Below are 14,661 nucleotides of genomic sequence, written 5' to 3'. Positions count from 1 at the left end.
TCTTGGCCAGCTTCAGCCGGCCATCGGCGTAGCGGAACGCACTGCGCGTGTACTCGGCCGAGGCCCGGGACTTCCGCTTCGACTTGAACCGCGGATACTTCGACCGCTTAGCCCAGAAGCCCACGAACGCGGCCTGCAGATGCCGCAGCGCCTGCTGCAACGGAACGGACGACACCTCGGCCAGATAGGCCAGCTCCTCGGTCTGCTTCCACGCCGTGAGCATCGCCGACGTCTGCCCGTAACCCACCCGCTCCCGACGCACCGACCAGGCCTCGGAACGGGCGGCGAGGGCCAGGTTGTAGACCTTCCGCACAGACCCGAACGTCCGCGACAGCTCCGAAGCCTGCCCCATGCCGTGGACGCTACGTACAGTCACGATCCGAACACAAACGTGAGGCTGACCATGACGCAGCGGCAGCTCGCCGCTCTGCGGTCCCGGACTGAAGACGCAGCTCCCCCGGCCGTAACCGGCGCTCTCCACCCGAGCAGACCGGCATGAGACAGGTGACCCTGCGTACGGGGATCCGCTGGAAGATCGCACTGGCCATCGCCGCCGTGGGCACGCTGATCACCGTCGCGCTCAGCCTGGTGGTGCACAGCGCTGCCCGGACCTCGATGCTGGAGAGCGCCCGCGAGACGCAGCTGGACCGGGTGCAGTTCATCTCCCGCAACGCCGAGGCCGGGCGCAAGCCGCCGATGGGGGCCAAGCTCAACGATCCCGACCTGCCCGGCGACCTGCGCGAGAAGGCGCGGTCCGGGCGGCGCGGGACGTTCATCCAGGAGAACCCGCGCGGGCTGCCCGAGGTGTGGGCGGCCGTGCCGCTCGGCAACGGGCAGGTGCTGTCGCTGCACACGCAGTTCCGGGAGAGCGCCAACATGGTGCGCGACCTGGACCGGGCCCTGGTCGTCGGCTCCCTCGCCGTCGTGATCGCCGGCTCGGCGCTCGGCGTGCTCATCGGCGAGCAGATCTCGCGCCGGCTGCGCAAGGCGGCGGCCGCCGCGCAGCGGGTGGCGCACGGGGATCCCGACGTACGGGTACGGGACGCGGTCGGGGGCGTCGTACGGGACGAGACGGACGATCTCGCGCGGGCCGTGGACGCCATGGCCGACGCCCTCCAGCAGCGGCTGGAGGCCGAGCGGCGGGTGACCGCGGACATCGCGCACGAGCTGCGGACGCCGGTGACGGGCCTGCTCACAGCTGCCGAACTGCTGCCTCCGGGCCGGCCGACGGAGCTGGTGCGGGACCGGGCGCAGGCGCTGCGCGCGCTGGTCGAGGACGTGCTGGAGGTGGCCCGGCTGGACAGCGCGTCCGAGCGGGCGGAGCTCCAGGACGTGGCGCTGGGCGAGTTCGTGAGCCGGCGGGTGACCGCGCTGATGCCGGAGGCGTCCGTACGGGTCGTGGCGGACGAGATCGTCAGCACCGATCCGCGGCGCCTGGAGCGGATCCTGGGGAACCTGCTGGCCAATGCCTCGCGGTACGGTCAGGCGCCGATCCAGGTCGACGTCGAGGGCCGGGTCGTACGGGTCCGGGACCACGGGCCGGGCTTCCCGGAGGCGCTGCTGCGCGAGGGCCCGAGCCGGTTCCGGACGGGGTCGACGGACCGGGCGGGCGTGGGGCACGGGCTGGGTCTGACCATCGCGGAGGGCCAGGCGCGGGTGCTGGGCGCCCGGCTGACCTTCCGCAACGTGGCCGCTCCGGGCGGCGTGGAGCGCGAGGGCGCGGCGGCCGGGGCGGTGGCGGTGCTGTGGCTGCCGGAGCACGCGCCGACGGCGACGGGGAGCTTCCCCGTCATCCAGCTGCCGCAGGGCTGAACCCTCCGGCCGGATACCGGATCGGTACCGGGCCGTACGGTCCGAGGGGTGCGTGACTTAGCATCCGTGGCATGACCGACGGCACGAACCCCCCGAGCAACCCGCAGCCCGAGCCCGCCCCGGGGAGCGGCGGCTACGGGTTTCCCCCGGGACCGCCCGCGCCCGGCGGTTACGGCTTCCCGCCCGCCCAGCCCGGCCCGCCCGCGCAGGGCGGCTACGGCTTCCCGCAGACCGGTGGCGGCTACGGCTTCCCGCCCGCCGCGCCCGCGGGCGGCGGCTTCGGCCCCCCGCAGGCCTTCGGGCCGGGTCCCGGTCTGCCGGGTCCGGACCAGGGGCTGCCGGTCATGCCCTCCGCCGAGCAGCCGGACTGGGAGGCCATGGCCGACCGGACGGCGGCCGAGCGGCGCAAGAAGCGGCTGTGGATGATCGGCGGGGCGGTGGCCGTGGTGCTGCTGCTCGCCGGTGGCGGAACGTTCTTCCTGCTGAAGGGCGACAAGCCGGCCGACGACGGCACGAAGGACGTCGCGGACAACCAGCCCTCCGCGTCCGCGTCCGCCGCGCCGGATCCGAACGCCTCGCCGTCGAAGTCCTACTCCCCCACGGTGTCCAGCGACCCGTCCCTGCTGCGCGACAGCGTCGGCAAGACCAACATCCGCATGGGCCCCGAGGCCACGGTGCCCAAGGTGGGCGAGCGCTTCGAGCTGCACCTCAAGGGCAACCCGAACTCCTACGCCCAGGCCACCGAGGCGGCCGTGGACACGACCAAGAGCTTCTCCCTCTCGGCCCGCGTCAACAACACCTCCCCGGCGAAGGGCGCGCACATCGCGCTCAGCCAGGGCACGGGTGAGTCGTTCTCGTTCGAGCTGGGCGCCGACGAGGTGAACGGCAACCAGGCCTGGGTGTTCCGCGTACGGACCAACGAGAAGGGCGCGAAGCCCACCATCGTGACCGTCGCCGCGGAGGGCCAGAAGACGGTCAAGGACACGACCGTGCTGACGGCCGTCCACGACGCCGAGAAGAAGATGATCTCCCTCTACGTGGAGGGCAAGAAGGCCGGCGAGGCCCAGATCCCGGGGATCTGGCAGAACGCGGGCCCGCTCCAGCTCGGCCGGGCCCGCCACGAGAACGCCTGGGCCGGCGCCTGGACGGGCTCCATGAACTACATCCGGTTCTACGGAACGGCCTTCACTCCGGAGCAGGCCGCCGCCTACCGCAAGGGCGAGCTGGACGACGCGGCGAAGGGCACCGCGACCCACTTCTGGGTGATCGGCTGAATCAGATGGTGACGCCGGCGTTGCGCAGGAAGGTCACCGGGTTGACGGCCGAGCCGTAGTTCGGCGTGGTGCGGATCTCGAAGTGCAGGTGCGGGCCGCTGGAGTTGCCGGTGTTGCCGGACAGGGCGATCTGCTGCTCCACGGAGACCTTCTGGCCGATCTTGACCTGGATCCGCGAGAGGTGCGCGTACTGCGAGTACGTGTTGTTCGCGTGCTTGATCACGATGGCGTTGCCGTACGCGGGGCCGTCGCCGCCGCCGTTCGGGCCGGCCTTGACGACGACGCCGGCGGCCGCGGCGTGGACCGGGGTGCCGGTCGGGACGGCGAAGTCCTGGCCGGAGTGCTTGTGCGACCACATGCTGCCGCCCTTGCCGAAGGTCGCGGACAGCGTGTACTTCTCGACCGGCTTGTCCCACAGGCCGGCCTTCGCGGCGGCCGCGGCGACGGCGGACTGGGCGGCGGCCTGCTCGGCGACGAGCTCGGCGGTACCGGCCAGGGCGGTCTGCGTGGTGTCGGCGAACGCGGCGGTCGTCCCGGCCCCGAGGGCCAGCACCGCACCGAGAGCGGTGGCGCCGACGGCGATACGGGTACGACGGGTGCTGACGCGCTGCGCGGACATGAAGCAGACCTCCGGGGCCGGGGACGAGGGCGTGTCACGCCCGTCACGGGCATGAAGTGACCCGGCACGATGCGGCACGTGCCGGGTTGGCCCACCTTTGGTAACCCGCGGCCCCGGACTTCCCCAAATGTCCCGGTTACTACCGGCGCTCGTAGCCGAGCCGGTGTGACGCGGTCGGTTGACGGGCTCCCTCCTGGGACGGGGGTGGGGTCCCCGCGCGCCCGCGATTCCATTGGATCTACGAATCCGCCTAGTACGTCCGATTTGCCCTGTGCGGCTTGTCACCGGCTCAGGACCTTCGCCCGGCCGTTCCGGGACCATCGGCCCGCAACCGTCACTACGCTCCTGCGTCGTGGACTTATCGATGGTGGGAATCCGGCTGGCCTCGGGGGTCTTCACCCCTCTGATCAAGAAGCTGTTCCGCACGGAGGGCCCGGGCGCCGGCCTGGTGGACGACCCCGTGCGCCTCTCCCCGTACGTCGCCTTCCGCGAGAAGGGCACGCTGGACCGCGCCGACCTGCGCAAACTCGCCGAGAACCTCGTGGAGGAGGCGATACGGGCCCCCGGCGAGCGCCGGCTCCCGCCCGGCGAGGAGGCCGGGGTGGCCACGGCCCTCGCGGGGACGCTGCACGCGTTGGGCGACCTCACCATGGACGACGTCCAGGCGGTGCGGCTCGACCCGGTCGCCCTCGCCCGCAGACTGCGGGCGGCCGCGCCCTACCTCGGTCTCTCGCGGGACGGCGAGCTCTTCCACGAGGCCCTCCTGGAGGTGACCTGCCTGCACGTCCTGCACTTCTTCACGCAGCGGTCCACCTTCGTCCCGGCCGCCCTGGTGGAGCAGACGCGGATGCTCGACCGGCTGATCCGGATGATCGACCTCCTGCTGGAAGAGCTCCGCCACCGGGAGGCCGACGACGCGGCCTTCGAGCGCAGGTACCTGGAGCACATCGTCCGGCGGCACAGCACGCTCACCATCTACGGACTCGATCTGGCCCCCGGCTCGGCCCGCTGGCCGCTGGACGTGGCCTACATCAGCCTGGAGGCCACGAGCTCGCTCATCCTCGACCCCGACGAGCAGACCCTGCTCGGCGGCATCGAGGAGCTGTCCTTCCACCTCGGCGCGGGCCCGGCCGACGAACTGCTCAGCCGCCACCCGCTGGCCCTGCTGCGCGGCGAGGCCGGGTCCGGGAAGACCACGCTCGTCCAGTGGCTGGCCGTCTCCGCCGCCCGCGGCGAACAGGGCGGACGCATCCCCTACGTACTGCCCCTGCGCACCCTCACCCGGCACGGCGAACGACTGCCCGCGCCCAAGGCCTTCCTGACGGCCGTGGACTCCCCGCTGGCCGGGGAGCAGCCGGAGGGCTGGGAGGGGCGGGTCCTGCGGGCCCGGCGCGCCCTGGTCCTCGTCGACGGCCTCGACGAGGTCCCCGAGACCGAGCGGGCCGCCGCCCGGGACTGGCTCACCGGGCTGATCACCGAGTACCCGGGCAACCGCTGGCTGGTGACCTCCCGGCCCTCGGCCGTACGGCAGGACTGGCTCGCGGACACCGAATTCACGGAGCTGACCCTCTCCCCCATGAACCGGACCGAGGTCGCCGGTTTCGTGGAACGCTGGCACAAGGCGGCCCAAGGCGAGCGCGAGGAGCTGGACCGCTACCGCGACGAGCTGCTGGACGCCGTACGCAGCAAGCCCGACCTGTCACGGCTCGCCACGAACCCGCTGCTGTGCGGGCTGATCTGCGCCCTGCACCGGGAGCGGCGGGGTTTCCTGCCCTCGGGCCGCAAGGAGCTGTACACGGCCGCCCTGTCGATGCTGCTCCACCGGCGGGACCGGGAGCGGCGGCTGCCCGTCCCCCTCACCGAGGAGCCACAGCTCCAGCTGTTGCAGCGGCTCGCCTACTGGCTGATCCGCAACGGCCGGACCGAGATGGGCCGCCACCGGGCCGAGGCCCTCATCGCGGACGCGCTGCCCGCCGTACCGGAGGCGACGCAGGTACTGGGCACGGCCCCGGCGGTACTGCAGTACTTCCTGGAACGCACCGGGCTGCTCCGGGCCCCCACGGAGGACACGGTGGACTTCGTCCACCGCACGTTCCAGGACTTCCTGGGGGCACGGGCCGCCCTGGACGAGGGGGGTCTGGGCGAGCTGACCCGGCACGCCGAGGACGACCAGTGGGAGGACGTCATCCGCATGGCCGTGGCCCAGGGCCGCCCCCGGGACCGCGCCGCGATCCTGAACGACCTGCTGGTCCGGGGCTCCGAGCGTTCGCTGCTGCTCGCCCTGGCCTCGTTGCAGTACGCGGCCGAGCTGGATCCGGAGCTCCGGGCGGAGGTGGAGCACCAGGCCGGACAACTCATTCCGCCGGCGGGCGTGGACGCGGCTCAAGCCCTCGGAAGGATCGGCCCGCTGGTACTCGACTTGCTGCCCGGCCCGGACCGGGTGACCACGGACGAGGAAGCCCACCACACGGTGATCGCGGCGGGCGAGGTGGGTTCCGACCTCGCCATCCCCTTCCTCGCCCGCTACTGCGAGCATCCCTCGTCCGTCGTGCGTGAGACGCTCACCCAGCTGTGGCGCCGGTTCGGCAGCCGGCAGTACATCACCGAGGTCATCGCTCGCCTCGATCCGCCGCCGGACCGCCTCACCGTCTCCTCAGAAGCGCAGCTGGAGGCCCTCGACGCGTTCACACCACGGGGAATCTGGGCGACCGGCGACCTGTCACACAAGGCACTGACCGCATTTCTGCGCCGGGCGCAGGTCGAACAGCTGACCCTCCTCGACAACGGCCTGCTGATGGACGTGGACTTCCTGCGCGGGCAGAACACCTTGAAGTCGCTCGCCATCTCGCGGTGCGGGCTGATCTCCGACCTCCACGGCCTCATCGGACTGCCCCTCGAATCAGCCGTTCTCGACCTGGCCGAACCGCTTTCCCTGGGTGCGGTGACCCGCAGCTGGCGCAGTCTGCGCCACCTCGGCCTGGAGGGCTCGTACGCCGAGTGGCGCCTCGACGATCTCGCTCCCGAGGTGTCACTGCACTCACTCCGGCTCGCCGGGCCGCTCCCGTCCTTGGAGGGCCTGGTCCGCCACCAGGAGCTGCGCAGCCTGTCTCTGGCCCACGCCCCGGACAGGGCGGGCTGGGAGGCGATCGGGCGCCTTCAACGGCTGGAGCACCTGGAGCTGCCCGCCGCCTCGCGGGACGCGACCCCGGAGGCGCTGAGGATGCGCTCGGTACAGGACCTCGTGCTCACCTCCACGGAACGGGTGCGGCGGATCCCCGCGTACGCCGACTGGGTGGCCCGCCACTTCCCCCACGCCAACCTCGGCTAAGGCACGCGCAAAGGGGCGGCCCCGGAACCTTCCGGTCCCGGGGCCGCCCCTTCGTACTGCTGCCCGCGGAGCGCTACGCGCCCTTCGACAGGTCCGGGCCGGAGCCCGTGGCCTCGATCGGGGGGAGGTCGGGCAGGGCCGACTTCTCCTCGCCGCGGAAGGTGAACTTGGCCTCTTCGCCGTCACCCTCCTTGCCGACGACCACGATGTGACCGGGACGCAGCTCGCCGAAGAGGATCTTCTCCGACAGGACGTCCTCGATCTCGCGCTGGATGGTCCGGCGCAGCGGCCGGGCACCCAGGATCGGGTCGTAGCCGCGCTTGGCGAGCAGGAGCTTCGCGTCGCCGCTCAGCTCGATGCCCATGTCGCGGTCCTTCAGGCGCTCGTCGACCTTCGCGATCATCAGGTCGACGATCTGGATGATGTCTTCCTCGGTGAGCTGGTGGAAGACGACCGTGTCGTCGACGCGGTTGAGGAACTCGGGCCGGAAGTGCTGCTTGAGCTCTTCGTTGACCTTCGCCTTCATGCGGTCGTAACCGGTCTTGGTGTCGCCCTGCGCCGCGAAGCCCAGGTTGAAGCCCTTCGAGATGTCCCGGGTACCCAGGTTGGTCGTCATGATGATGACCGTGTTCTTGAAGTCCACGACCCGGCCCTGGGAGTCGGTCAGGCGACCGTCCTCCAGGATCTGGAGAAGGGAATTGAAGATATCCGGGTGGGCCTTCTCGACCTCGTCGAAGAGGACGACGGAGAACGGCTTGCGGCGCACCTTCTCGGTGAGCTGGCCGCCCTCTTCGTAGCCCACGTAGCCGGGGGGCGAACCGAAGAGGCGGGAAACCGTGTGCTTCTCGCTGAACTCCGACATGTCGAGGGAGATCAGCGCGTCCTCGTCGCCGAAGAGGAATTCGGCGAGCGTCTTGGAGAGCTCGGTCTTACCTACACCGGAGGGACCGGCGAAGATGAACGAGCCACCCGGGCGCTTCGGGTCCTTCAGACCCGCACGGGTACGGCGGATCGCCTGCGAGAGCGCCTTGATGGCGTCCTTCTGGCCGATGACCCGACGGTGGAGCTCGTCCTCCATGCGGAGCAGTCGCGAGGACTCCTCCTCGGTGAGCTTGAAGACGGGAATGCCGGTCGCGGTCGCGAGGACCTCGGCGATGAGCTCGCCGTCGACCTCGGCGACGACGTCCATGTCGCCGGCCTTCCATTCCTTCTCGCGCTTGGTCTTCGCCGCCAGCAGCTGCTTCTCCTTGTCGCGGAGGGAAGCTGCCTTCTCGAAGTCCTGGGAGTCGATGGCCGACTCCTTGTCGCGGCGCACGGCCGCGATCTTCTCGTCGAACTCGCGGAGGTCCGGCGGCGCGGTCATCCGGCGGATGCGCATCCGGGAGCCGGCCTCGTCGATCAGGTCGATCGCCTTGTCCGGCAGGAAGCGGTCCGAGATGTACCGGTCGGCCAGCGTCGCCGCCTGGACGAGGGCCTCGTCCGTGATGGAGACGCGGTGGTGGGCCTCGTAGCGGTCGCGCAGGCCCTTGAGGATCTCGATCGTGTGGGGGAGGGAAGGCTCCGCCACCTGGATCGGCTGGAAGCGGCGCTCGAGGGCCGCGTCCTTCTCGAGGTGCTTGCGGTACTCGTCGAGCGTCGTGGCACCGATGGTCTGGAGCTCACCACGGGCCAGCATGGGCTTGAGGATGCTGGCGGCGTCGATCGCGCCCTCGGCGGCGCCCGCACCCACGAGGGTGTGGAGCTCGTCGATGAACAGGATGATGTCGCCGCGGGTGCGGATCTCCTTGAGGACCTTCTTCAGGCGCTCTTCGAAGTCACCGCGGTAGCGGGAACCGGCGACCAGGGCACCCAGGTCAAGCGTGTAGAGGTGCTTGTCCTTGAGGGTCTCGGGGACCTCGCCCTTGACGATCGCCTGGGCCAGGCCCTCGACGACGGCGGTCTTGCCGACGCCGGGCTCGCCGATGAGGACCGGGTTGTTCTTCGTACGGCGGGACAGCACCTGCATGACCCGCTCGATCTCCTTCTCGCGCCCGATGACCGGGTCGAGCTTGGATTCGCGGGCAGCCTGGGTGAGGTTGCGGCCGAACTGGTCCAGGACGAGCGAGGTCGAGGGCGTGCCCTCGGCCGGGCCGCCGGCCGTGGCCGACTCCTTGCCCCCGCCGGTGTAGCCGGAGAGCAGCTGGATGACCTGCTGCCGGACTCGGTTGAGATCGGCGCCCAGCTTCACGAGGACCTGGGCGGCGACGCCCTCGCCCTCGCGGATCAGGCCGAGCAGGATGTGCTCGGTGCCGATGTAGTTGTGGCCGAGCTGGAGGGCCTCTCGGAGCGAAAGCTCCAGGACCTTCTTCGCCCGCGGGGTGAAGGGGATGTGGCCGGACGGGGCCTGCTGCCCCTGACCGATGATCTCCTCAACCTGCTGGCGAACAGCCTCGAGCGAAATCCCGAGGCTCTCCAGGGCCTTAGCGGCGACACCCTCACCCTCGTGGATCAAGCCCAGGAGGATGTGCTCGGTGCCGATGTAGTTGTGGTTGAGCATCCGGGCTTCTTCCTGAGCCAGGACGACAACCCGCCGCGCGCGGTCGGTGAACCTCTCGAACATCGTTTATCGCTCCTCAGAGCGGTCGGGCAGTTCGGGGTCGGTCCCCGCCCTGTCCTTCCGCATGCTAGTCCCGCAGGGCGGGACAGCTCATTCCAACTGCCGACATCCGTCCACGGCTCACCCCCACCTTGGTGAGGAAAACCGGCCTGAACAGCCGACAACTGCTCCAACCCGATAGTGGGAGACGATGTTCCCGCAGGCCAGGCAGATACCCGTCATGCGTGTACGCCGATGGCGAACGGGAGCCCGTCAAATCAGCGTGTCGCCCCGATCCACTAGGAATGTCTTACCCGTAAGCACGGACACTCCATGCCGGTGGCACCGGTCCCCTCCGCTAAGGGCGAACACGGTTCGCTCCCGAATGTGGGACTCCGCCCCGCGGATGTTTACGTTCCGCAATGGTGCGGGTGCGATGGGTCACAGCGGCCGTAACCCCGGGGCGTTTCGGGAGTTGCTCCGGACATGGCCGCAACCGCCGCACCCGTCGCCACCGTCCCGCTGCCGCGCGCGCCGGCCGAGGAGGACGCGTACGCCTCCTGGTACGAGCGGGTGCTCGGCTGGACCGTCACGGGCGGCCCGCCCGTCCAGCTCGTCACGGGGTCCCGTTTCGACGTGCTGGAGCTGCCGTCCGATGCGGGGGCGGCGCTGCTGCGCAGGCCGGTCGGTACGGGCCCGGTGGCCCTCATGGGGCGCCGGATGCGGTTCCTGGTGGCCGCGGGGAGCGCAGACGAGCTGGAGGGGCTGCTCGACTGGCTGGAGTGGGGCGGGGTCGCCCTGGATCTCACCGCCCTGGGTGCGGGTGGCCGGATCACCGCCCCGGCTCCCCCGGGGCCGCCCCTGAGCCCTCGGGGAGCCGCCGTGTGGCTGCGGCCCCCCGAGCAGGGGTGTGAGGCCCTACTTCCCGCCCTGCCGGGTCCCGGCGGGGGCGGCGGACCCGGTCGCGGGCCCGATCTCGTACGCCTGGTGGCCGCGGCGGCGACGGAATGCCACCGCGCGCGCCTGCGGCGCGGTACGACCGGTCCTGGTCAGCCCTTGGCCTTCTCGTAGGCCTCGCGGATCTCGGCCGGGACGCGGCCGCGGTCGTTCACGTTGTAGCCGTTCTCCTTCGCCCAGGCGCGGATCTCGGCGGTGTCCGGGTTGCCGGCCGAGGCGGCGCGGCCCTTGGCGCGGGCAGCGGTCGCGCGCCCGCCGGTGCGGCGGCCGCCCTTGGTGTACGGGTCGAGCAGACCGCGGAGCTTTTCAGCGTTGGCGGTGGTGAGGTCGATCTCGTAGGTCTTGCCATCCAGAGCGAACGTCACCGTCTCGTCCGCCTCGCCACCGTCGAGGTCGTCGACAAGAAGGACCTGAACCTTCTGTGCCACCGGGATTTCCTTTCATCGAAAAGCAGTACGCGGAAAGGAAACCGCTTTTGCCTGGAAAACACAAACCCCCGGGGAGAGGTTCGAGACCGCAACAGGGCGGGAAACGTGCGCGATTCGGACATAGGCCACAGGCGTGCGCGGCACGGGAAAAGCCGTGGTGATCGATCAGAGGTGCAGAAGCATCCGACTGTTGCCCAAGGTGTTCGGCTTCACTCGTTCGAGACCCAGGAACTCTGCTACGCCCTCGTCATAGGAACGCAGGAGCTCCATGTACACATCGGTCTCCACCGGGGTCTCGCCGATCTCGACGAAGCCGTGCTTCGCGAAGAAGTCGACTTCGAAGGTCAGGCAGAAAACCCGGCTCACCCCGACGTCACGGGCCGTCCGCAACAACTGGTCGAGCACGCGATGGCCGACGCCGGCGCCCTTCAACTCGCGGTCGACGGCGAGAGTGCGCACTTCGGCGAGGTCTTCCCACATCACGTGGAGAGCGCCGCAGCCGACCACCTGGCGGTCGGAGTCGCGTTCCGCGACCCAGAACTCCTGGATGTCCTCGTAAAGGACGACCGGGGCTTTGTCGAGCAGGATCCGCTGCTGCACGTACTGGTCGAGCAGGCGGCGCAGGGCGGGAACATCACCGGTGCGGGCGCGGCGGATCGTCACTGTTTCTGCATGTGCAGCGGAAAACTCTCCCATGCGACCGGACGCTATCGCCCCGGCTCCCGCGGGCGCTCGGCGGAGTCCCCTTCGGTGGCCTCGGTCTCCGCCGGGGACTCGTCGTCGTGGTCGTCGTGCTGGACGATCCTTACGGCGTCCCGGAGGGCTTCGCGCTGTTCCGCGGACATCATGCCGAAGAAGGCGACGAGGGCGGCCGCGGGGTTGTCGCTCGTCGACCAGGCTTCGTTCATCAGTGCGGCCGAGTAGGCGGCTCGGGTGGAGACCGCCGTATATCGATAGGCGCGGCCTTCCGCTTCGCGGCGGACCCAGCCCTTCTGATGAAGATTGTCCATAACGGTCATGACCGTGGTGTAGGCGATGGACCGTTCCTGCTGGAGGTCTTCCAGTACTTCTCGGACGGTGACCGGGCGGTTCCACTGCCACACCCGCGTCATGACGGCGTCTTCGAGTTCTCCCAAGGGGCGAGGCACACCAGCACGATAGTGCGGCTTGTGCGGAATTGCCCGACTATTCGGCAGACAACGCGCAACAAAAATCGGGCGCACGGCGGGTACCGTGCGCCCTTCGTATCCGGGTGCCTACTTCTGGTGCCTACTTCTCGTGCTGCCGGGCGGCCTCGGCGCGGGCGATCACGGCGTCGACCGCCGCGTCCTCCTTGGCCTTGTTGGCACCGCCCTGGCTCTTCACGATCGTCACGACGAGAGCGATGAAGAACGCGGCCATCACGACGGGGGGCACGAGCGCGGAGACGTAGTCCATGCCCCCCAGCGTAGCTAGCCGGCGGCCAGCCCGGCCGCCGGGGGCGGGGTGGGCTTGCGGCGTGGCGGGAACACCTCGCCGGGGGTCGGGACGGGGCGGGGCGGCCGGTCAGGGGACGGGGGCTGCTTGGGCTGCGGCTTCGGGGCGGGCGCGGGGGTCGGGCGGCGGTCCCGGCCACCGTCGCCGCTGCCGTCGCCGGTGCCGGTGCCGGTGCCGGTGCCTGCGCCGCCGGCCAGGGCCAGCAGGCGGGTCCGGGGCGCGGGGGTGGTCGACAGCCGGCGGCGCACGGAGCGCTCCGCGACGGACTGGGCGCGCTCCAGCAGCGCGGCCGCGACCGGGTTGGCCCGCAGGGCGCGCAGGGCGGCGAGGTCGTCGGGGACCGGCTCGTACCCGGCGGCCAGGGCGTCCTGGAGCAGTTCGAGGTATCCGGAGAGACTGCCGGGCAGGGCGCCCCGGTAGCGGGCCAGATCCTCCCGCAGGAAGGCTCTGAGCCGGCCCGCCTCCTGGACCACGTCGTCCACCGACTGCGCGAGGCGCAGGCAGTCCTGGACCTCCGCGGCCGTGAGGGGGGCCGAGGAGGACTGAAGGGCGTGGGCGAGCGAACGCCTGAGCACGAGCAGCTCAGCAGCGCTGAACGCCATGCCGCCGCGGGATCCGTAGGGCGTGGGCATGGGCCGAAGATACGCGCTAATCGGACAAAATCCCCTGAGGGTGATCGCTCTCGGCGCGGCGGGGGGTGCGGTCGGGGATGACGGCCCGCTCAGCCGGTTTCCTTGACGGCGCGCAGGAAGGCGGTCCAGGCGGCCTGGGTGGTGGCGAGGACGAGGTGTGCGGGGTCTGCGTGGTCGGCGACGCGGACCAGCGTGCCGGGGGCTGCGGAGACGTAGACGCAGGCGTCTCCCTCGCCGCAGAACGAGGACTTCTGCCACGTGGGCTGAGCGGTCATGGTCTCTCCTCCGGGCACGGTCGCCGGTAATTCCCGTCGGGGGACGGTAACTCCGTAACGGCTCGGTGCCACAGCGTTTCCAGGAATTTCGGCGTTTCGTACCGCTGCCGCTGCGCTGATGCGCCGCCCCGGACCCCGCTCCTCAAACGCCGGAGGGGCTGGATCGCAGGCGGGCCGTGAAGGAACGGACCGCCTCGTGGATCTCCGACGGGGTCCACGACAGGCCCGGGGCCGTGACCGTCACCTCCGTGACCGACAGGCCCGGCGGCCCGTCGGAGGACCAGCGGTGGAAGAGGACCGTGCCCGTTTCCTCCGCCTGGCGCAGGGAGGCCCGCCGGAGCCGGTCCGCCTCGTACGGGAGCCACACCTGGAACTGGTGGGTGTGCGGTTCCTCCGGGTGGACCCGGAACCACGGGATCCCGGACTCCGCCAGAGCGGAACCCAGCTCGGCCGCCACCAGGCGGGCCTGCGCCACGTAGGAGGGGAGCCTCGGGAGCTCGCGTTCCAGGCCGGCCAGGGCCGCCAGGGCCTGGGGGAACTGGCGGAAGATCTGGCCCCCGTACCGGTGCCGCCAGACCCGCGTCTCCTCCACGAAGTCCGCCGGCCCGACCAGGCAGGCCCCGCTCAGGCCGCCCAGCGACTTGTAGAACGAGACGTACACCGAGTCCGCCAGGGCCGCGATCTCCGTCAGCGGCCGGCCGAAGTGGACCGTGGACTCCCACAGCCGGGCCCCGTCGAAGTGGACGACCGCGTCCCGTTCGCGGGCCGCCTCGACCAGCGCCTCCAGTTCCTCCCAGGTGGGCAGCAGGAAGCCCGCCTCGCGCAGCGGGAGCTCCAGCATCAGCGTGCCGAAGGGTTCCGGGAGCGAGGCGACCTCCTCCGGCAGCGGCTGGCGGGACTCCGCCGTCGGGTGGACCGACCGCAGGCCGGAGACCGCCGACAGCGCGCCGCCCTCCCACAGCTCCGGATGGCTCCGCGGGTGCAGCGCGACCACCGGGTTCCCGGTGCGACCCGCCCAGCAGCGCAGGGCGACCTGCTGGGCCATCGTCCCGCTCGGGAAGAACGCCGCGTCCTGCGTGCCCAGCAGCTCCGCGACCCGCCCCTCCAGCTCGGCGACGACCCCGTCGCCGTACATGTCGGCCGGCTGGTCCAGGGCGTAGGGGGCCTCGGCGAGCGGCGCCAGCAGTTCCGCCACCGTCGCCTCGCGCGGAACGCGGGACAGCTTGCGCCGCGCCCCGCGCCAGGCCGCCACCAGCCGCTGCGTGTCCTGCGCCTCGTCCGTCAT

14 protein-coding genes are annotated in these 14,661 nt (G+C 71.0%); 4 read left to right on the top strand and 10 right to left on the bottom strand.

The window, feature by feature from the left end:
* Positions 1-352, bottom strand: a 352-nt coding sequence (locus tag ACFTXQ_RS10145) for a helix-turn-helix domain-containing protein (RefSeq protein WP_382637931.1), incomplete at its 3' end; no start/stop codon positions are given.
* Positions 353-495: 143 nt separating this feature from the next.
* Between ACFTXQ_RS10145 and cseC the strand changes: the two genes are divergently transcribed.
* Together cseC and ACFTXQ_RS10135 are read left to right on the top strand one after the other, a co-directional pair.
* A complete protein-coding gene (gene cseC / locus ACFTXQ_RS10140; RefSeq protein ID WP_382637928.1) occupies positions 496-1,812 on the top strand; it encodes a two-component system sensor histidine kinase CseC in 1,317 nt (438 codons plus the stop codon).
* Positions 1,813-1,883: 71 nt separating this feature from the next.
* Positions 1,884-3,086 (top strand): LamG-like jellyroll fold domain-containing protein, encoded by a 1,203-nt coding sequence (locus tag ACFTXQ_RS10135; protein ID WP_382637925.1) that lies wholly within the window; start codon positions 1,884-1,886, stop codon positions 3,084-3,086.
* Between the two features lies 1 nt (position 3,087).
* On the opposite strand, the gene ACFTXQ_RS10130 is transcribed toward ACFTXQ_RS10135, so the two are convergent.
* Positions 3,088-3,705, bottom strand: coding sequence for a M23 family metallopeptidase (locus tag ACFTXQ_RS10130; RefSeq protein ID WP_382637923.1), 618 nt, complete (start codon positions 3,703-3,705; stop codon positions 3,088-3,090).
* A gap of 352 nt (positions 3,706-4,057) precedes the next feature.
* On the opposite strand from ACFTXQ_RS10130, the gene ACFTXQ_RS10125 reads away from it, so the two are divergent.
* Complete coding sequence (locus tag ACFTXQ_RS10125; protein WP_382637921.1) at positions 4,058-7,033, top strand: NACHT domain-containing protein; 2,976 nt, start codon at positions 4,058-4,060, stop codon at positions 7,031-7,033.
* Between the two features lie 73 nt (positions 7,034-7,106).
* Here the strand turns inward: ACFTXQ_RS10125 and ACFTXQ_RS10120 are convergent, their stop codons facing one another.
* Positions 7,107-9,632, bottom strand: a complete 2,526-nt coding sequence (locus ACFTXQ_RS10120; protein WP_382637918.1) for an ATP-dependent Clp protease ATP-binding subunit — start codon at positions 9,630-9,632, stop codon at positions 7,107-7,109.
* A gap of 462 nt (positions 9,633-10,094) precedes the next feature.
* On the opposite strand from ACFTXQ_RS10120, the gene ACFTXQ_RS10115 reads away from it, so the two are divergent.
* A complete protein-coding gene (locus tag ACFTXQ_RS10115; protein WP_382637916.1) occupies positions 10,095-10,679 on the top strand; it encodes an SCO3374 family protein in 585 nt (194 codons plus the stop codon).
* Here ACFTXQ_RS10115 and ACFTXQ_RS10110 read toward each other — a convergent pair.
* The 7 genes from ACFTXQ_RS10110 to ACFTXQ_RS10080 form a co-directional block, all read right to left on the bottom strand.
* A complete protein-coding gene (locus ACFTXQ_RS10110) occupies positions 10,658-10,993 on the bottom strand; it encodes an Lsr2 family protein (RefSeq protein ID WP_215018699.1) in 336 nt (111 codons plus the stop codon). The genes ACFTXQ_RS10115 and ACFTXQ_RS10110 overlap by 22 nt on opposite strands.
* Before the next feature lie 165 nt (positions 10,994-11,158).
* Positions 11,159-11,689, bottom strand: coding sequence for an amino-acid N-acetyltransferase (locus ACFTXQ_RS10105; protein ID WP_382637913.1), 531 nt, complete (start codon positions 11,687-11,689; stop codon positions 11,159-11,161).
* Between the two features lie 11 nt (positions 11,690-11,700).
* Positions 11,701-12,141, bottom strand: a complete 441-nt coding sequence (locus tag ACFTXQ_RS10100) for a BlaI/MecI/CopY family transcriptional regulator (protein WP_382637911.1) — start codon at positions 12,139-12,141, stop codon at positions 11,701-11,703.
* Between the two features lie 121 nt (positions 12,142-12,262).
* Entirely contained in the window at positions 12,263-12,430 is a 168-nt protein-coding gene (locus ACFTXQ_RS10095; protein WP_382637908.1) for a hypothetical protein, read from the bottom strand.
* Between the two features lie 14 nt (positions 12,431-12,444).
* Positions 12,445-13,101, bottom strand: coding sequence for a hypothetical protein (locus ACFTXQ_RS10090; protein ID WP_382637906.1), 657 nt, complete (start codon positions 13,099-13,101; stop codon positions 12,445-12,447).
* An 89-nt stretch (positions 13,102-13,190) separates the two neighbouring features.
* Positions 13,191-13,376, bottom strand: a complete 186-nt coding sequence (locus tag ACFTXQ_RS10085; RefSeq protein ID WP_382637904.1) for a DUF397 domain-containing protein — start codon at positions 13,374-13,376, stop codon at positions 13,191-13,193.
* Positions 13,377-13,518: 142 nt separating this feature from the next.
* Positions 13,519-14,661 carry a threonine aldolase family protein gene (locus tag ACFTXQ_RS10080; protein ID WP_382637902.1) on the bottom strand — a complete coding sequence of 381 codons (1,143 nt, stop codon included), beginning with the start codon at positions 14,659-14,661 and terminating at the stop codon, positions 13,519-13,521.

The sequence above is a fragment of the Streptomyces sp. NPDC057010 genome (assembly GCF_042673805.1).
GTDB lineage: Bacteria > Actinomycetota > Actinomycetes > Streptomycetales > Streptomycetaceae > Streptomyces.
Note: the sequence above shows the minus strand (reverse complement) of the source record. Positions and strands in the feature narration are given on the sequence as shown.

Coding starts and splice junctions, on each gene's coding strand:
- cseC (WP_382637928.1), top strand. CDS start 496: ATGAGACAGGTGACCCTGCGTACGGGGATCCGCTGGAAGATCGCACTG.
- ACFTXQ_RS10135 (WP_382637925.1), top strand. CDS start 1,884: ATGACCGACGGCACGAACCCCCCGAGCAACCCGCAGCCCGAGCCCGCC.
- ACFTXQ_RS10130 (WP_382637923.1), bottom strand. CDS start 3,705: ATGTCCGCGCAGCGCGTCAGCACCCGTCGTACCCGTATCGCCGTCGGC.
- ACFTXQ_RS10120 (WP_382637918.1), bottom strand. CDS start 9,632: ATGTTCGAGAGGTTCACCGACCGCGCGCGGCGGGTTGTCGTCCTGGCT.
- ACFTXQ_RS10115 (WP_382637916.1), top strand. CDS start 10,095: ATGGCCGCAACCGCCGCACCCGTCGCCACCGTCCCGCTGCCGCGCGCG.
- ACFTXQ_RS10105 (WP_382637913.1), bottom strand. CDS start 11,689: ATGGGAGAGTTTTCCGCTGCACATGCAGAAACAGTGACGATCCGCCGC.
- ACFTXQ_RS10095 (WP_382637908.1), bottom strand. CDS start 12,430: ATGGACTACGTCTCCGCGCTCGTGCCCCCCGTCGTGATGGCCGCGTTC.
- ACFTXQ_RS10090 (WP_382637906.1), bottom strand. CDS start 13,101: ATGCCCACGCCCTACGGATCCCGCGGCGGCATGGCGTTCAGCGCTGCT.
- ACFTXQ_RS10085 (WP_382637904.1), bottom strand. CDS start 13,376: ATGACCGCTCAGCCCACGTGGCAGAAGTCCTCGTTCTGCGGCGAGGGA.
- ACFTXQ_RS10080 (WP_382637902.1), bottom strand. CDS start 14,661: ATGACGGACGAGGCGCAGGACACGCAGCGGCTGGTGGCGGCCTGGCGC.